We start from the raw sequence: 16,852 nt of genomic DNA, 5'->3' as shown, positions 1-16,852 counted from the left end.
CCAATGAAGAATACCAAACTCATATCAAGCACAGGTATATTGATTGCCCTGGTGTTGCTTCTGGCGGTCAATATTCTGACGAATGTTATTTTTAAGTCGGCACGTATAGACCTGACTGAGGACAATCTTTACACCCTGTCGAAGGGCACCAAAAACATTATCGGCAATTTTGAAGAACCGGTAACGCTGCACTTTTACTTTTCTGAAAAACTGGCCAGTAAAATTCCGGCCTTGATGAACTACGGCAACCGGGTTCGCGAACTACTGGAAGAGTATGCCTCCCATTCCGGTGGCAATGTGCGGTTGATTGTTTCGGATCCCGAACCTTTTTCCGATGCCGAAGACCAGGCCGTACAAAACGGTTTGCAGGGCGTACCCATCGACAATGCCGGTAGTACGGCCTATTTTGGTCTGGTGGGCACCAATTCCACCGATGATAAGGAAGTGATTCCATTCTTCCAGCAAGACAAGGAAGCGGCATTGGAATATGACATTACCCGTCTGGTTTACAAGCTGGGTAACAGCAAAAAGACGGTGGTAGGATTGCTGAGCACCCTGCCGGTGGAGGGGGATGCCCCCAATCCCATGATGATGGGACAACCGTCCGATGAATGGATGGTGGTATCCCAGTTAAAACAATTATTTGACGTACGCACTCTGGCTAAGGACGTGGACAAGATTCCGGATGATGTCAGCGTGCTCATGCTGGTACATCCGAAAGAGCTGAGTGACAAAACCCAGTTTGCCATTGATCAGTTTGTACTCCGCGGTGGCCGAGCCCTGGTATTTGCTGACCCCCATGCGGAAGCCGAAGAGATAGCACCGGACCCCAATAATCCCATGGCCGCCGCCATGGCCAGTAAAGCCTCCGACCTGAAAAAACTGTTCGATGCCTGGGGCGTAGAACTGGTACCGGGCAAACTGGCCACTGACGTGGTAACGGCTGCCCGAGTCACTATTAACCAGGGCATGCGCCCACAAAATGTGGAATACGTTGTGTGGATGCAACTACAGAAAGACAATATTTCCAACGACGATTTTGTTACTGCGGAATTGGACCAGATTACCCTTGCGTCGGGTGGCCAATTACAAGCCAAAAGCGGTGCAACAACTCAGTTTACGCCACTAATGGAAACCTCCGACAAAGCCATGTCGGTGGACACCAGCCGCGTTCAATTCCGGCCGGACCCCATGGGTCTGCTCAACAGCTATCAACCCGGAGGCAAAAAGCTGACCCTGGCCGCACGTGTCACCGGAGAAGTAAAAAGTGCTTTTCCGAATGGAGCTCCGGACGGCGCTCAGGGTGAGTGGCTCAAAGAATCCAGAGAAGCCATTAATATCATTATTGTGGCCGATACGGATATGTTGCAGGATCGTTTTTGGGTGAATGTACAAAACTTTTTCGGTCAACGCGTGGCTATTCCCAGAGCCAATAACGGTGCTTTGGTTATCAATGCAGTTGAAAATCTCAGCGGAAGCAACGATTTAATCGGCCTGCGCAGCCGTGGCAACTTCTCCAGACCCTTTGAGAAGGTAAAGGAAATTCAACGCGAAGCGGAAAAGAATTTCCGTGCTCGGGAAAAACAGTTACAGGCTAAATTGCGCGATACGGAACGTAAAATATCCGAGTTGCAGCGCCAAAAAGGCGGAGACAATGAAACGATTCTCAGCCCGGAACAACGTCGTGAAATTGACAAGTTCCGCAATGAGCAGGTAAAGACGCGGAAAGATCTGCGTAATGTGCAACATGAATTAAGGAAAAATATAGAGTCTCTAGGCTCCTTCCTGAAATTTGCCAATACCGCATTTATTCCCATACTGATTATTCTCTTTGCCATCGGCCTTGGCGTGTATCGCCACAAACGTATGGATCGCATGGCAGGTTAAGAACATTAGGGAGACACTTTGGAATGAAGAAAAACCAACTTATTATTTTATCGGTAATTACCCTGGTGGCCGCAATTGCGGCCCTGGTGGCCAACAATATGAAAAGCAATGCCGTCAGCAACAAAGCGGCCGGCAAAGCCTTGTTCCCCGCCCTGTCCGCTAATGTCAACAAAGTCCAGGAAGTGGAAATCACTAAAGGCAAAAACATTATCAATATCCAGCGCAAGGACAACACTTGGCAAGTGGTTCAAAAAGACGGTTACACAGCCAATTTGTCGAAAATAAAGGAAACCATCCTGAAACTGGCGGAATTTAAAACCCTGGAAGCTAAAACCAAAAAACAGGATAACTTCGGCAAACTCAATGTCGAAGATCCTACGGTGGATAGCGCCAAATCCATTTTGGTGACACTGAAGGGCGAAAACAATACCACCATGGCAGCATTGGTCGTGGGCAAACAACTCTCCGGTAGTGTAACCGCGGTGGGCGGTGAAAAAACCTATGTACGCAAAATGGGGGAAGATCAAGTCTGGTTGGTAGCAGGTGGTTTGCTGATCGATGATTTGGCAATCGACTGGATGGATGAACAAATCATGGACATCCCCGATTCCCGTATCAGTAAGATCGTGATCACACCGCCTAAGGGCAAGCCCGTAACGATTGTAAAAAACAAACCCGAGGACAAAGAGTTCATGTTAATGGATTTGCCTAAAAACAAAGAACTCAAGTCCACCGGCGAACTCACGCAAACCGCACGCCTGTTACAAGGGCTGCGTATGAAGGATGTCAGCAAGGCCGAAAAGGTGGATATGAGTACCAACCCCAACACCAAAACCGATATTTATACCTTCGATGGCTTGGTAATAAGCGCCGTCAGCATGCAAAAAGACAGTGATCACTTCATTACATTGGATGCTCGCTTTGATGCGACGACACGCTTTACACCGCCCCAAGATCCGGCACCAAAACAAATCCCTGCGCCGGATGGGAAGGCGCAACCCGATTCAACCGCAACTTCGCCAAGCACAGCAAGCTCACCCGGCACGATGTTAAAACCCGCCGCTGAGGTTCAAACCGAAGCAAGTGCATTGAGCGAAAAACTCAAACCCTGGACCTACACCCTATCCAAATCCAAAGGGGTGGCTTTTATTAAAACCATGGATGATTTACTCAAAGCAAAAGAATAGACAGCATTCAGCCGACGACGGTGCGACAGGCGCCGTTGTCGTTCTATTTTTTCCATCCATCAGTCATCAAACCGTCTCAGTATTCATCACCCCTTGGGACTTTTAGGTAATATTCTCTATACTTGTAGAGAACACCTCTTCAACAAGGACCCCAATGGAACGGTTAAAGCCAGCAATACCCCGCTCGTTTTCTCATAGCAACTCCGTCAAAATCGTTCTATCGTGTCTGCTGTGTTTTTTCATGCAGGTCAGGCCGGTCCAAGCGGACCCCCCTCAGATTGGCAAACAGAGTAAAGGTGCGTCCATTAATCAAACCATGGCACAAATCGGAACCACCCTGATGGACTTGTATCCTTATATCCTTGACCAGGACAGCGACCACATGCTGGAAAATCGTGGCCTTATCGCCACCCAAGTGAATCGTCTGATCTTTCTATTGAAATCAGCACAACCCCACTTTCTACACCGCTCCAAAACTTTCCAGGTGTCTTATGATGTACTAATTGGCCACTTGTCAGAAACTCAAAAAGCCATTGCCCGTGATAATATGCGCTACGCTTATAGTTTGCTCAATGAAGTTAGCTCTATATGCAGCTCCTGCCATACCCAGGACCAGCGCCAACGCACATTGTTCAAAGACGGTAAACGCGCCCGCTTTAACTCCGATTTTCAATTTGCCGAATTTAACTTTCTCACCAGAAATTACCCGGTGGCAGTTCGCTACTATGAAAAGACCTTGCAGAACCAATCAAAAGACCAGCGTAAAAACATGATGGCACTGGACCGCGTACTCACCATTTATGTACAGGTTCAAAATCAACCCGGTACCGCAGCGCGTTTTTTTGAAAAATACAAAGACACTGACAATGTTGATGCTCTAACAAAACGGTCCATGCAACAATGGATTCCGGCGCTTAGGCAATTAGACAAAAACAAAACCGGTGCAAACCCGAATTTTACGCAGTTGGAACAAGAAGTTCATGAATACCTGGGATCGTTGCAGGAAGCCGGAGCCACCCTGGCACCCACCAAAACACAGAAGGTTTTCCATCTGTGGCTGCAAGGCAGGTTGTACCGTTATCTCTCCACGGCAACAGCCACTGAAGTACCCAAGCTATTGTACTGGCTGGCACTCAACGCCCGAGCGACCAAGCACAGTTATTACTTTTCCCTGGCTGATCTGTACCTGAAACAATGCATGCTGGAATACAGCCGTCACGACTACGCTCGCAAATGCTTCGAGGAATACAAGGAATCAGTTGAATTCAGCTATTCCGGTTCCATTGGCACCCATATCCCGCAAGAGGTACAACAGGAACTCAACCGTTTAAAGGCCATTGTACACTCCAAATAACCTCACCCATCAATCAGCAAAACCTAATGCAATTACACAGCTAAATGTCGCGACCTGTGGATAGCAGTTGTTGTAAATAACGCTGAGCAATGGATGCCTTTTGCAAACAGTAGGAGTATTGTTTTGTCCGCAAATGACCTTTTGCCTGGGTAATCCACTTGTAAGACTGAATATAGGCTGTGGTCTGGGTGTAAGCTTCCTGTTCAGCTTTTTTTAACATGGCTGTTGCATCATCCACTGTATGCTGACAGGAGCCAATCAATGCGGGATCGGGTTCGGAACTCAAAGCAATACAAGCGGTTAACAATATGGTTCCAAGCCCAAAAACAACTATACGTAACATCTTCAGCCAGCCTCCTTTCTTAATGTTTTCTTATGCTTCATCTTTCCTGATATCCCTCACATCATAAAACTTATTGTTTTCTATGTACATTATTTAATTCCCACAAAATATGTAGCGTCTACCGTTAAAGAAATTCCCTGCCGGAACGAAGTAAAGAACAGTATTTTCCCTGTTTGCTGAGTGGACTATGAGATTGTTACTGGTAGAAGATAATGAAAGTATTGGTAAAGGACTGTATCTGGGTTTGAACCAAAGTGGTTATGCTGTGGACTGGGTACGAGACGGCGAAACCGCCGAATCTGCTTTTAACACCAATGATTACGATGTTGCTGTGTTAGATCTGGGATTACCGCGAAAATCCGGCATGAGCGTGTTGGCAGCTGTTCGTGCCAACGGTAACCGTGTCCCTATTGTGGTGTTAACGGCAAAAGATACCATCGACGAACGCATCACAGGCCTGGATACCGGCGCCGATGACTATATGGTAAAACCGTTTGACTTGGATGAGTTGGGTGCCCGTTTGCGAGCCGTCATGCGGCGCAACCGTGGTCGCGCCACCCCCGTTTTACTGCATGGAGATCTGGAACTCGATCCGGCCGCCCACAGCGTACGCAAAAACGGTGCGGCGCTGGAACTCACGCCAAAAGCTTTCGATATTCTCCATGTATTTATGGAAAACCAAGGCCAAGTGGTCAGCCGCTCTCGATTAGAGGAAAGCCTGTATTCCTGGAAAAACGAAATCGACAGCAATGCCATAGAAGTACACATTCATCAAATCCGTAAAAAGCTGGGTCCGGACATAATCCGTACCGTGCGCGGTAGTGGTTATATTATGGATACCATCGACTATCAGGAAACATGATTCTCTCCATCAAGGCCCGCCTGCTAACCGGTTTGCTTACCATACTGGCTTTGTCCTTTGGCATCATACTGGTTATTAACTATTTTGATACAGAAGCCGAATTACTGGAGTTATTCGACGCCCAGATTGCACAAGCGGCGCGGGTTTTATTGGAGCTCAGCGATCATGAATTGCAGGAGCAACTGGCTTTTCACGCACAGGATGATATTAACCATTACCAAACTCAGATCCACAAGTATCAGCAGGAAATTGACTTTCAAATCTGGGTCAATGGCGATCATTTGGCAGTAAAATCCGCCGGGGCGCCTTCGGAACGTTTCATAGAACAAGATAAGGTATTCGGATACTACAAAAAAGGGCAGCAACACTGGCGCGTTTATGCCATTTCCAACCAAGATGGCAGCATACGAGTACAGGTAGGACAGCCTTATGATCAACGAAACGCCCTGAGTAACAGTATTACTGTAAGGCTCATGACCTCATTCGCCTTGCTGCTGCCTCTGTTGGCTATTTGTATTGTCATTATTGTGGCGCATTCTCTCAATCCCTTTAAACGTATCGCCGCACAACTCAAATCGCGCAAAGCTCGCAATCTACAAGCCATTGACACCCGCTCTGTGCCACCGGAAGCTCAGCCCATGATACAGTCAATGAACGACTTATTTATCCGGCTCAAAGCAGCATTCGAAAATATCGTCCTGTTTACCTCCAACGCCGCTCACGAATTACGCACACCTTTAGCTCAACAGTTGGTGCATGCTCAACTGGCTCAAAAAACCACCGATGAGGAAACTCGCGAAGTTGCGTTAAGTGAAGTGGTACAAGGTGTAAAGCGAGCAACCAATTTAGTGGAACAACTGCTCACCCTGTCCCGATTGGACCCGGAAAGTGCACTGGAAGAGTCCGAATCCACCGACTTGCTTGCGGTTGTGGAGGAAAACCTGGAAAGCATGATGGTCACGGCACTGAAAAAGAGCATTGATGTCAACTGGAATAAAACCAATGACGACATGAAGGTGTGTGGAAAATCGGACTTATTGTCTATTTTGGTTCGTAACGTGTTTGAAAATGCCGTGCGGTATACCCCGGAAAACGGCACAGTCGATGTCTATTTAAGCAACAATGCCAACTCGGTGTCATTACAAGTCTCCGACAGTGGGCCCGGTATTCCTTTGGAAGAACGCAGTCGTGTTTTTAAACGCTTTTACCGGCTAAACAGTACCAGCGAAGGTACCGGACTGGGGTTGGCCATGGTGAAGCGCATTGCAGAAATTCATCAGGCGCAAATTGAATTGACAGAATCAAACTACGGAGGCCTGCAAGTCAACCTGAAATTCCTGCGCAACTTCCCCGAGACTTGCTGCGAATCGGGTAACTAACCACTCTACGTTTGCCCCGGACTTCGTTAAAGCAGGTTTATGTATTAGAATACCTGCGCAAATGAGCACCGCAACTTTTAACCGTATTCCTATCTATTGGCTGCCCATCTTAATTGGGGTACTGCCCGTAGCTGCCGCCAATATTTGCTATGTGATCGCCTCACAGGCCGGTCACGTACCATTGTGCATTCCTTACCTCAGCGGTTGCACCTCCATCAGTTCAACGGGGCGGGCCCTGCCGGAAGCCTTGATATTTAAAGGTGCCATCATCCCAAGTGCGGTGTTAATGATGGCCTACTGGGCTCTGGTCTACCGTTGGTTTACCTGCTTTGAAAATAAACCCGGTTTTGGTATTCGCAGCATTCCGGTATTGGGAATCATTGCGGCTGTTTTTCTCATCGTCTACGCAGTAGCCTTGGGTGCCATCGGTGAGGAATACCGCAATATACGCCGCGTGGGCGTTACCCTGTTTTTTGGTTTGACGTTTCTGGCCCAGTTAACCATGACCGCAGCCTTGCATCGCCTGTACCGTAGTGGCCGTGTTACCCTGCCCGCTTATCTTCCCAAACTCTACATTGCGGGGGCTGTAGTGCTATTGAGTATCGGCCTTGCCAGTACGCCCTTGTCCTGGTTTTTACCGCAAACCAATAATATTGTGGAATGGAATTTCGCGATTATAATGTACTTGTATTTTTTACCTACATATTGGTTGTGGCGTCATAGCGGTTTTTACCTTCATGTCGCTACGCAGACATCCGGATAGCAAACCATGCGATATGCAAGCGTTATTTGTTTTTTAAGTCTCCTCTGTATTTCCTGCCAAAGCAATGCACCGAAAGAGCAAGACAAATTTGCACCTACCCGATCTTCCTTCGACACCATTTGGAACGCCTTGGCCACACACGACTCCAACGCGGACGGATACATTGATTCACACGAATTTAACCGCTTTAGTAAAGACCCGGAAGTACTGGCAAAAGTACCAGAGAACCAACAACTTATATTTGAAGACATTGACGAAAACGGTGATGGGCTTATTTCCCAATCTGAGCTGACGACTCTCAGTCATCGGCAAATGTGGTAGCCCCGGCAAGTACCCGCCACTGTGGCGGGTACTGTGAGTGAAAAAAATTCTGCTGTTTCTATTTTACGCTGGCGTAAAACGCCGCCAGATTGGCGATATCAGCGTCGCTTAGCCCCTTCACGATAGTTCCCATGATGGCGTCGTTGCGTTTGCCGTCACGATAATCCTTAGTGGCTTTGATGAGGTAGTTTTCTTTTTGCCCAGCCAAATTGGGATAATTAGGATTGTTGCTGCGTCCATTTAGGCCGTGGCAACCGACACAGTCTTCACTCTTGGCCTTACCGGCTGCCGCATCCCCCCCCGCTTGTGCATTAACACTGATCAAAAGACCGCACATAACTAACATCATCATTGGTTTTATCATTTTGTAGCTCCTCAGTTATAAAACACGGTTTTGGTACCGCCTCAATCAAAATTTTGCCTATAAAACCATGAAACGACTAATGAATTAGCATTTCATTTAATGCTAATTAAAGGTTATTTTGGGTTTGGGCAGCAACACTTTTTTACCCATTTGATGCAAATACATCACCCCAATTGAGCTGGGTCAATAACCACACTCCCTAAAACCCCAATCCGGGCAAATCCAAGTTGCTTTCGTGTCTCAGTCTCCGATAATAAGACAGTTAACAGCACAGGAAAAGCGCCCATGAAACACTTCCTATCCGGCATATTTATTACAACGACTATGGTTTTTACCGCTATGGTTTTAAATGCCTGTTCAGACAGTAAACCGCCTCAGATCAGTTTCAGCGGCAACATCCATCCCATTCTCAATAAGCACTGCATGGAATGCCACCAGTCGGGCGGACCGGGATTTGAAGCCAGCGGCCTGAATATGCAAAGTTACGACACTTTGATGAAAGGAACCAAGTTCGGTCCGGTTATCAAACCGGGGGACGCCATATCCAGCACCCTGGTACGTTTAATCAAGGGCAAAGCGGATCCTTCTATTAATATGCCGCACGGTGGCAGACAACCCCTATCCGAAGTGGAGATACAACAAGTGGAAACCTGGATCAACCAAGGCGCCAAAAACAACTAAGGCCCAACTCCCCGGGTCGGTATAGATACCCTGGTATTCGTACAGTCGTGACATACAATTAGACTATGGACACATTGCAACTACGCAAGGTGGGCATAGATACCTACCTCGAAAACGTCGCCTATTTACATCGAGAATGCGAGGTTTATCGTGCTGAAGGATTCCAGGCTCTTTCCAAAATTATAATCAAACTCAACCACATCAGTATCTACGCCGTTCTCAATGTAGTTGATGATGCCGGCATTGTCTCTCCCGGTGAACTGGGACTGTCACAACAAGCCTTTGAACAATTGAATGCCGATGAAGGCACGGCGGTCAGTGTATCCCAAGCCGCTCCACCCCGTTCGATGGATGCCGTACGCCGCAAAATCAATGGGGAACGCTTGAACCTGGAGGACTTTCGAGCCATCACCAATGATATTGGCAAGAATCGTTATTCCAAAATGGAACTGGCGGCATTCCTGGTTGCATCAGGACAAACGGGGTTGGACCGTGAGGAAATTCTCCACCTTACCCAGGCCATGACCGAATCCGGCGACCGTCTCGACTGGCACGACTCAGTGGTGGTGGATAAGCACTGTATTGGTGGAATTCCGGGCAATCGCACTTCCATGATAGTTGCACCCATCGTCGCCGCCCATGGTACGCTGATGCCCAAAACCTCCAGCCGGGCCATAACCTCACCTGCCGGCACGGCAGACACCATGGAAGTGCTGGCAAATGTTGAACTGACACCGCAACAGTTACATCAGGTTGTGGCCAAGGAGCGAACCTGCCTGGCATGGGGCGGCACCGCCGGACTGGCACCGGTGGATGACATCCTGATCTCGGTAGAACGTCCGCTGGGCATTGATTCCATGGGGCAAATGGTAGCTTCCATATTGTCGAAAAAACTCGCTGCGGGCTCCACCCATTTGCTGATCGATATTCCGGTGGGCACCAGCGCCAAAGTACGTCATATGCGAGAAGCTTTGCAGCTGCGTAAGCTGTTCGAATACACCGCAGACCGGCTGAATCTCCAATTGGACGTGGTACTCAGTGACGGCAACCAACCGGTGGGCCGCGGCATTGGACCGGTGTTGGAAGCCCGGGATGTCATGCAGGTGTTGAACAATCTGGATAGTGCACCCAATGATTTACGCCAAAAATCCCTACGCCTGGCCGGGCGTCTGCTGGAATTTGACCCCGATGTTCGTGGCGGCAATGGCTTTGCGCTGGCTCGCGACATCCTGGACTCCGGTCGAGCCTTGAAAAAAATGCAAGCCATCATTGCCGCCCAGGGTAAACAAACCACGAACTTTGAGCTGGGCCAACGCACCATGGATGTGGTCGCCGGTAAAACCGGCTATGTGGTGGCCATTAACAATTTCCAGATGTCAAAAATCGCTCGTTTGGCCGGAGCCCCTATGGACAAAGGCGCCGGGGTGGATTTGTTCAAAAAACTGGGGGATCCGGTGGAAGCTGACACCGTGGTGTATCGCATACATGCCCAGTTTCCCGCCGACTTCCATTTCGCCTGCGCACTGGCACAGCAAGACAGCGGCTATCGTATTGGTGATCAGTCACGTATTCCCACGCCCTATGCCGAACTCTAAACCCCATGATACATTTTTGGTCACCTTTGCCGATGAGGATCAGGAGCAGGCTCGTCTCTTATCGCAACATTTGGGAATAGAACGGGCGCAAATTCAAGTACATTATTTTCCGGATGGAGAATGCAGAATCACACTGCCGGAAATGTCGGCCCGGCAACTGATTTTGTTACGTTGTTTGGATCATCCCAACAGCAAACTGGTGGAGCTGATGCTTGCCGCCGGCACCGCCCGTCGGCTGGGCTGCAAAGATCTCACCCTGATTGCCCCTTATCTCTGCTATATGCGCCAGGACGCGGCGTTTAAACCGGGTGAAGCCATCAGTCAGGAAATTATCGGTAAGTTTCTCAGCGACCACGTAGATCAACTGATCACCGTAGATGCCCATTTGCATCGCATCAGCGAACTGCATCAGGCCGTCCCGGCCCATCGTGCCCTCAATATTACCGCGGCGCAGCAAATCGGTCGTTTTATTGCACAACAGATAGACAAGCCGGTGTTACTGGGACCGGATAGTGAATCGCAACAGTGGGTACACAGCGCCGCGGAGCCGGGTCAACTACCTTGGTTTGTAGCCGACAAGCAACGCCTGGGGGACCGTCGAGTGCAGATACAACTTCCCGACATGCCGGTAAAACAGCGTAATATCGTCATTGTTGACGATATGGCCAGCACCGGCGAAACCATTATGCAAGCGGCACTTTTACTACAGCAACGAGGAGCCGCCAGTGTCAGCTGTGCCCTCACCCATGCCCTGTTCGACGACAACATCTATTCTAAAATGCGACAGAGCGGAATCCAGGCGATCTGGAGCTGTAATACGGTCAGCCACCCTACCAATCGGGTGGATATCACCCCCTTACTGGCCCAAGCCTGGTTTTCAGTGCAAAAGGAATCGGAGCTTTAAAGCGGATTAAACCGTGCGAGCGGTACCCAATACGCTTCGGGCGACCGCATTGAAACGATGCAGGCGCGTCACCAGCACATCCCGGCAACCGTCTTGATTTATGAGCAACAACTTTGTTGATAACATAATTAAGCCGAAGGACAATAACCAGGAGAACTCGGCGTAGTAACAACAGGCAAACAACAATGAAACACCGGCCATAAGCGCTGAAGCGCAACACAAATAGCGCCCCCATAGCATGGTCAAACCACCGAACATGTAAGCAAGCATAAGAAAAATCAAGAGGAAATCCCAACCCTGGAAGGCGGTGTGATGATTATACAAAATGCCGTCAGGGTAGTTAAACAGATTACTGTAAGCGGTTACGATTAACAAATACGCCAGGGAGAATCTCACGATCAAGACAGATATTCTATTCATCACAACCTACCCGTTTACTGTTACCTATTCCTTGTTATGTCTGTTATCGGTCCGTTCCGAGTTTTTTGAGCACTGCGTCACAGTTATTTGGTAAACTAAGTGCAAACTTTCGGAATTGTTAAATAAAAGACAACAAATCCCTTTTTTTTGAAGTTTTCTATCGTTTTTCTGAAGTATAGAAATACAAGCCAGAATCGGACCAACCCTGAGATGAAGCACTTCCAGTTTGACCGACATCATTGGAAACAATCTAACCTTCTTTATAATGAATAAAGAAGCTTGCAAATTAAGGTACATACCATGGCTTATTCAAAAATAGCAGTCGCCATTGATTTTTCGCCTACGGCGGATGTGGTCATCCAACGTGCTCTGGACATGGCACATAACAATGCCGCCCTGCTTTGTTTAACCCACATTGTGGATCACCTTCCCCCCATGGGCTTCGGTGAGGAACCCCTAATTGCACCGGACTGGATGATCCCGGAAAACACGTTGTTACAAGAAGCCGAAAAATCTTTAAACAATTTTGCCCTTACCCACGCCGTCATTGCTGCTGAACAAGTGGTTGCGGTGGGTACGCCGCACCATGAAATCGCCCGTATTGCTGCGGAAAAAAACTGTGATCTGATAGTCGTGGGGTCACACGGCCGCCATGGGGTTCGCCTGCTACTGGGCTCTACGGCCAATGGCGTGTTACATCATGCCCTGTGTGATGTACTCGCCGTCCGTATACCCAATGAATAAGGCAAATCGGATTCAAGTAAGCACAACAAATCAAACTCACTACAACAAAAAACAATAATAACAATGACCATTGTCCTATCCACACTCAATGCACGTTACATTCATAGCGCCCTGGGACTGCGTTACCTCAAAGCACATATGGGAAGCCTGGAAGCACAAACCCGGATCGTGGAATTTGATCTGCAGCGACCTCTATTAGAAATTGCTGAAGCCTTGCTTCAACTCAACCCAACTATTGTCGGATTTGGCGTCTATATCTGGAACGTTGAGGAAACCACTCGGCTGATCGCGATCCTGAAAAAAATTCAACCCAAGCTGACGATAGTCATTGGCGGCCCTGAGGTGAGTTACGAATTCGAGCAACAAGGTATCACTCAGCTTTGTGACTATTTGATTACGGGAGCCGCTGACTTAGCGTTCGTCCGGCTGTGTGAAACCATTGTGGAAAACCTGGCCCCAGCTGAAAAAATCATACATGCCCAAACACCATCCCCAAAACAATTACAACTCCCCTACTACCTTTACACTCAGGAGGATATTGAGAACAGGGTTTTGTACATTGAAGCCTCGAGGGGCTGCCCCTTTAAATGCGAATTTTGCTTATCCGCATTGGATAAAACATCCACGGGTTTTGAGCTGGAACCACTGCTGCGGGAACTGGATTTGCTAATTCAACGTGGCGCCAGGCAGTTTAAATTCGTGGATCGAACCTTTAATTTGAACACACAACACAGTAGCCGAATACTGCAATTCTTCCTTGATCGAATGGATTTAAACCTGTTTATTCACTTTGAGGTCATCCCGGATCACTTACCGGAAAAATTGAAATTATTAATTACTCAGTTTCCACCGGGAAGTCTTCAATTTGAACTGGGGATACAAAGCTTTGATCCGCAAACACAAGAAAGAATCAGTCGCAAACAAAACAACGAAAAGACCTGCGAAAACCTCTTATGGCTGCGACAGCATACAAGTGTGCATCTACATACGGACCTGATTCTAGGCTTGCCGGGAGAAACCCTGTCAAGTATCGCCAAAGGATTTAACCAACTGCAACAACTGGAACCGCAGGAAATTCAGGTGGGCATACTCAAACGCCTGCGTGGTACCCCCATTATTCGCCACACACAAAATCACCAAATGGTGTATAACCCCAATCCTCCCTATAACCTCATATGCTCTGACACCCTAGATTTTGCCACCATGCAAAGACTGACACGCTTTGCCCGCTACTGGGATTTAGTGGGAAACTCCGCCCGATTCAAATACAGCCTGCCACTGCTTTTGGATACGGAACCGTTCCAGCGGTTTCTGTACTTCAGTGATTCCCTGTTTAGCCAAACCGGTCAGACCCACCGCTTTTCCTTAAAACGGTTATACGAATATGTACATAGCTTTTTACATAAAAACCTGACCCGGTACAAGGAACTTGACGCACAAATCATAGACACGGCACTACTGCAGGACTATCTCGACAGTGGCCTTAAATCCACACCAACATTTATTGATAAAAAACAGTACCTTGAACTGAAAAGGCTCAATTCAAAACAACACGAGGAAATATCCACGGGAAAACGTCAGCAACGACACATCAATCCATGACAAACAAAGCAAAAAAAAGATAAAATGCCACCTAAGAATTACTGAGTTACCAGCAAAAAACCAAGCAAACTACCCGAGATCGTCATGCCAGTTTTATCAGAACTATCCAACAGACAAATAGCCAAGCCCGCAGGCGCAGCGTTTTCAAGTTTCGCAGCCGTAATGTTGCTGACATTTTTTTTGACAACAACCGTCATCGCCTCAAACCAAGACGATGCAACGGCCAAAACAGACACGGCGGAAACAAAACCTATCCCGGCATCAAGCAAATTATTACGTCACTGCAAGGACTGTCATGGAACCGACGGCAGCGGTAATTTAAAAACCAATACGCCACATATCGCCGGCCAAAATTTCGATTACATGTTAGCGGTTACTTTGAATCACAAAGCCGGACTGGTCGACAGTGTCAGCACAAAAAGTACCAACGCAAAAAGCATCGATGACCAACACATCAAGCCCAGTAGCGGCGTACATCAAGTGTATGCCAAACTCGAAGAAGCACAATTGCGCAGTCTTGTGCTGTACTACGCCGAGCTGAAAACGCCTTGGACTTTACCAAAAATATCCGACCACAAGGAAGCTGACCCGGCCGCCTTGATACAACAAGGCAACGCTTTGGCCACTCCGTGTAAAGCGTGTCACGGTGCAGACGGAAACAGCCATATCAAAGGATTACCCAGCTTAGCGGGCCTCTCCGCTGAATATCTGGAAAAAGCATTTTCGGACTATTTTTCCGGAACTCGAACCGACTCCATGATGCAGGCATTCAGTTTGAGCACCAGCACGGCTCAAATAAAACAATTGGCAGCCTATTATGCAAGCTTACCCAGAAAATCCGTAGCTCCAGCTAAAGTGAAATCCCCACCCAAATCGTACCTCGGACTCTGCAACGGCTGTCATGGCCTCAACGGTAACAGTGGCAATCCCAACATTCCCAGCTTAAGCGGTCAGAATCCCTCCTACCTGGAAAAAGCAATGTTGGCCTACCGCGACGGCAAACGTAACGATAACGCCATGAAGGCCGCAGTAACCGACCTGAAAATGGCAATGATTAAACAATTGGCACAATACTATGCGGCGCAAACGCCAATCCAAGTAGCAACAGCCGGTGTTTCCGGCTTTAACCCTTTGCTTGAAGGAAAAATCCTGGCCAGTGCATGCGATGGCTGCCACGGCAAAAACGGCAACAGCGAGTTGAGCGGAACCCCCAGTTTATCCGGACAACCCTTAACCTACTTAGTCAACGGCATTAATGCTTACCGATCCGGAAAACGTAACGTACCGATCATGCAAGCGGCCACCACCTATCTTTCAGATTTAGATGTGGAAAAAATCAGCCTGTATTATTCCAAACAAAAACCGCAGCGAAGATCGAGTAGAAAAATGGAGTCCCCTGAACAAGTATCCGGGTGCAATGGTTGCCACGGTGATAATGGTAATAGTACTTCCAGCGATGTCCCCAGTCTGGCCGGACAAGACCGCCATTATCTAAGCAAGGCACTGTCGGAATACAAGGATGGAAAACGTCCCCATGATGATATGCAGAATGCCACAAAGTCTTTGAACAAATCGCAAATCGCTGCCTTGGCTGAATACTATTCCACGCTCACTCGTGTTCAGGTGGAAAACCTTGCCTTTGAAGATCCCAAATCGCTGGCACAAAAATGCAACCGCTGTCACGGGCACATCGAGCAACCGGATAAACCACGCATTGCAGGCCAAATAAAAACCTATTTATTAAAATCTTTACAGGCTTACAAAAGCAAATCCCGCGAAAACTCCATGATGCATGCCATGTCGGATGTTTTGAGTCTAACTGAGATGGACGCGATTGCTTCGTTTTATGCCACTAAAGTCAAGTGAGCCATCGCTTGAGACCCTGTCCAGAGCTGGCGCGGCGCCAATAAATATGTTACAAGGCACAATGTATAAGGAGAGATTACGATGAAAACAATTAAATTAGTATTCCTTACCGCCGGCTTGGCTGTTGGTATGGTCGGAGCTGCTTACGCAGCAGACCCGACGAACAAAACCGTAGAAGCGGTGAATTTGGAAAGTAAGACGCTGAGCGGAAAGCAAGTACGTATCAAAGGCAAAGTAGTCAAAGTCAACAATGGGATTATGAAACGCAACTTCCTCCACATTCAGGACGGTAGCGGTAACCAAGGCACAAACAATATCACCATCACCAGCAAACAAACGGCTAAGGTTGGTGATTCTGTAACAGTCGTGGGCACTGTCGTGGTAAACAAAGACTTTGGTTTTGGATACTCCTACCCGGTATTAGTAGAAGATTCCAATATTCAAATCCAATAATCCGACGGAACCTCATACGAGGTTCCCGGTTTTTTATCAAGCAGCAAACAATGGCAACACCCAAGAAAACCCGTATTATCACAGCAACGAATCCTGTATTCAGCCAGAACCTCCACCGCTTTTTGCG

General features: G+C 48.0%; 17 protein-coding genes. 14 read left to right on the top strand and 3 right to left on the bottom strand.

Going from position 1 to position 16,852, the window contains the following annotated elements:
• The first annotated feature begins 3 nt into the window (after positions 1-3).
• The 3 genes from OEY58_21740 (at position 4) to OEY58_21730 (ending at position 4,428) form a co-directional block, all read left to right on the top strand.
• Positions 4-1,887 carry a Gldg family protein gene (locus OEY58_21740; protein ID MDH5328079.1) on the top strand — a complete coding sequence of 628 codons (1,884 nt, stop codon included), beginning with the start codon at positions 4-6 and terminating at the stop codon, positions 1,885-1,887.
• A gap of 23 nt (positions 1,888-1,910) precedes the next feature.
• Complete coding sequence (locus OEY58_21735; protein MDH5328078.1) at positions 1,911-3,074, top strand: DUF4340 domain-containing protein; 1,164 nt, start codon at positions 1,911-1,913, stop codon at positions 3,072-3,074.
• Positions 3,075-3,315: 241 nt separating this feature from the next.
• Complete coding sequence (locus OEY58_21730) at positions 3,316-4,428, top strand: hypothetical protein (GenBank protein ID MDH5328077.1); 1,113 nt, start codon at positions 3,316-3,318, stop codon at positions 4,426-4,428.
• Between the two features lie 40 nt (positions 4,429-4,468).
• Here OEY58_21730 and OEY58_21725 read toward each other — a convergent pair whose 3' ends face one another.
• Positions 4,469-4,771, bottom strand: a complete 303-nt coding sequence (locus OEY58_21725; GenBank protein ID MDH5328076.1) for a hypothetical protein — start codon at positions 4,769-4,771, stop codon at positions 4,469-4,471.
• 187 nt (positions 4,772-4,958) lie between these two features.
• On the opposite strand from OEY58_21725, the gene OEY58_21720 reads away from it, so the two are divergent.
• The 4 genes from OEY58_21720 to OEY58_21705 all read left to right on the top strand — a co-directional run bounded on the left by OEY58_21720 (position 4,959) and on the right by OEY58_21705 (position 8,096).
• The gene (locus OEY58_21720) at positions 4,959-5,633 is read left to right on the top strand and encodes a response regulator transcription factor (protein MDH5328075.1); all 675 of its coding nucleotides are present in this window, start codon (positions 4,959-4,961) and stop codon (positions 5,631-5,633) included.
• Positions 5,630-7,012, top strand: a complete 1,383-nt coding sequence (locus OEY58_21715) for an ATP-binding protein (protein ID MDH5328074.1) — start codon at positions 5,630-5,632, stop codon at positions 7,010-7,012. Before OEY58_21720 ends, OEY58_21715 begins: the two co-directional genes overlap by 4 nt.
• Positions 7,013-7,073: 61 nt before the next feature.
• The gene (locus tag OEY58_21710) at positions 7,074-7,775 is read left to right on the top strand and encodes a Frag1/DRAM/Sfk1 family protein (GenBank protein ID MDH5328073.1); all 702 of its coding nucleotides are present in this window, start codon (positions 7,074-7,076) and stop codon (positions 7,773-7,775) included.
• Positions 7,776-7,781: 6 nt separating this feature from the next.
• Positions 7,782-8,096 (top strand): EF-hand domain-containing protein, encoded by a 315-nt coding sequence (locus tag OEY58_21705; GenBank protein MDH5328072.1) that lies wholly within the window; start codon positions 7,782-7,784, stop codon positions 8,094-8,096.
• Positions 8,097-8,154: 58 nt separating this feature from the next.
• Here OEY58_21705 and OEY58_21700 read toward each other — a convergent pair whose 3' ends face one another.
• Positions 8,155-8,460 (bottom strand): cytochrome c, encoded by a 306-nt coding sequence (locus tag OEY58_21700; protein ID MDH5328071.1) that lies wholly within the window; start codon positions 8,458-8,460, stop codon positions 8,155-8,157.
• 285 nt (positions 8,461-8,745) lie between these two features.
• Between OEY58_21700 and OEY58_21695 the strand changes: the two genes are divergently transcribed.
• From OEY58_21695 to OEY58_21685, 3 genes are all read left to right on the top strand, one after another.
• Entirely contained in the window at positions 8,746-9,141 is a 396-nt protein-coding gene (locus tag OEY58_21695) for a hypothetical protein (protein MDH5328070.1), read from the top strand.
• 65 nt (positions 9,142-9,206) lie between these two features.
• Positions 9,207-10,736 carry a thymidine phosphorylase family protein gene (locus OEY58_21690; protein MDH5328069.1) on the top strand — a complete coding sequence of 510 codons (1,530 nt, stop codon included), beginning with the start codon at positions 9,207-9,209 and terminating at the stop codon, positions 10,734-10,736.
• On the top strand, positions 10,723-11,640 hold the full coding sequence (locus tag OEY58_21685) for a ribose-phosphate diphosphokinase (GenBank protein ID MDH5328068.1): 918 nt from the start codon (positions 10,723-10,725) through the stop codon (positions 11,638-11,640). The genes OEY58_21690 and OEY58_21685 overlap by 14 nt, the downstream gene beginning before the upstream one ends.
• 6 nt (positions 11,641-11,646) lie before the next feature.
• On the opposite strand, the gene OEY58_21680 is transcribed toward OEY58_21685, so the two are convergent.
• Positions 11,647-12,060 (bottom strand): hypothetical protein, encoded by a 414-nt coding sequence (locus OEY58_21680; GenBank protein ID MDH5328067.1) that lies wholly within the window; start codon positions 12,058-12,060, stop codon positions 11,647-11,649.
• 300 nt (positions 12,061-12,360) lie between these two features.
• Here OEY58_21680 and OEY58_21675 point away from each other — a divergent pair, with 300 nt between their 5' ends.
• From OEY58_21675 to OEY58_21660, 4 genes are all read left to right on the top strand, one after another.
• Positions 12,361-12,804: a universal stress protein gene (locus OEY58_21675; GenBank protein MDH5328066.1), complete on the top strand. Its 444-nt coding sequence runs from the start codon at positions 12,361-12,363 to the stop codon at positions 12,802-12,804.
• 63 nt (positions 12,805-12,867) lie between these two features.
• On the top strand, positions 12,868-14,406 hold the full coding sequence (locus OEY58_21670; GenBank protein MDH5328065.1) for a B12-binding domain-containing radical SAM protein: 1,539 nt from the start codon (positions 12,868-12,870) through the stop codon (positions 14,404-14,406).
• Positions 14,407-14,490: 84 nt separating this feature from the next.
• Positions 14,491-16,272, top strand: coding sequence for a hypothetical protein (locus OEY58_21665; protein ID MDH5328064.1), 1,782 nt, complete (start codon positions 14,491-14,493; stop codon positions 16,270-16,272).
• 81 nt (positions 16,273-16,353) lie between these two features.
• Positions 16,354-16,725 carry a hypothetical protein gene (locus OEY58_21660; GenBank protein MDH5328063.1) on the top strand — a complete coding sequence of 124 codons (372 nt, stop codon included), beginning with the start codon at positions 16,354-16,356 and terminating at the stop codon, positions 16,723-16,725.
• The last annotated feature ends 127 nt before the right edge of the window (positions 16,726-16,852 follow it).

This window comes from Gammaproteobacteria bacterium (assembly GCA_029882975.1).
Taxonomy (GTDB): domain Bacteria; phylum Pseudomonadota; class Gammaproteobacteria; order SZUA-152; family SZUA-152; genus JAJDNG01.
This window is presented reverse-complemented; position numbering and strand designations above follow the sequence as displayed.

What these genes read in the sequence shown, in the direction of transcription:
- OEY58_21690 (MDH5328069.1), top strand. Translation starts at nt 9,207, where the DNA reads ATGGACACATTGCAACTACGCAAGGTGGGCATAGATACCTACCTCGAA.
- OEY58_21725 (MDH5328076.1), bottom strand. Translation starts at nt 4,771, where the DNA reads ATGTTACGTATAGTTGTTTTTGGGCTTGGAACCATATTGTTAACCGCT.
- OEY58_21720 (MDH5328075.1), top strand. Translation starts at nt 4,959, where the DNA reads ATGAGATTGTTACTGGTAGAAGATAATGAAAGTATTGGTAAAGGACTG.
- OEY58_21710 (MDH5328073.1), top strand. Translation starts at nt 7,074, where the DNA reads ATGAGCACCGCAACTTTTAACCGTATTCCTATCTATTGGCTGCCCATC.
- OEY58_21680 (MDH5328067.1), bottom strand. Translation starts at nt 12,060, where the DNA reads ATGAATAGAATATCTGTCTTGATCGTGAGATTCTCCCTGGCGTATTTG.
- OEY58_21735 (MDH5328078.1), top strand. Translation starts at nt 1,911, where the DNA reads ATGAAGAAAAACCAACTTATTATTTTATCGGTAATTACCCTGGTGGCC.
- OEY58_21705 (MDH5328072.1), top strand. Translation starts at nt 7,782, where the DNA reads ATGCGATATGCAAGCGTTATTTGTTTTTTAAGTCTCCTCTGTATTTCC.
- OEY58_21675 (MDH5328066.1), top strand. Translation starts at nt 12,361, where the DNA reads ATGGCTTATTCAAAAATAGCAGTCGCCATTGATTTTTCGCCTACGGCG.
- OEY58_21685 (MDH5328068.1), top strand. Translation starts at nt 10,723, where the DNA reads ATGCCGAACTCTAAACCCCATGATACATTTTTGGTCACCTTTGCCGAT.
- OEY58_21740 (MDH5328079.1), top strand. Translation starts at nt 4, where the DNA reads ATGAAGAATACCAAACTCATATCAAGCACAGGTATATTGATTGCCCTG.
- OEY58_21730 (MDH5328077.1), top strand. Translation starts at nt 3,316, where the DNA reads ATGCAGGTCAGGCCGGTCCAAGCGGACCCCCCTCAGATTGGCAAACAG.
- OEY58_21695 (MDH5328070.1), top strand. Translation starts at nt 8,746, where the DNA reads ATGAAACACTTCCTATCCGGCATATTTATTACAACGACTATGGTTTTT.
- OEY58_21660 (MDH5328063.1), top strand. Translation starts at nt 16,354, where the DNA reads ATGAAAACAATTAAATTAGTATTCCTTACCGCCGGCTTGGCTGTTGGT.
- OEY58_21665 (MDH5328064.1), top strand. Translation starts at nt 14,491, where the DNA reads ATGCCAGTTTTATCAGAACTATCCAACAGACAAATAGCCAAGCCCGCA.
- OEY58_21670 (MDH5328065.1), top strand. Translation starts at nt 12,868, where the DNA reads ATGACCATTGTCCTATCCACACTCAATGCACGTTACATTCATAGCGCC.
- OEY58_21715 (MDH5328074.1), top strand. Translation starts at nt 5,630, where the DNA reads ATGATTCTCTCCATCAAGGCCCGCCTGCTAACCGGTTTGCTTACCATA.
- OEY58_21700 (MDH5328071.1), bottom strand. Translation starts at nt 8,460, where the DNA reads ATGATAAAACCAATGATGATGTTAGTTATGTGCGGTCTTTTGATCAGT.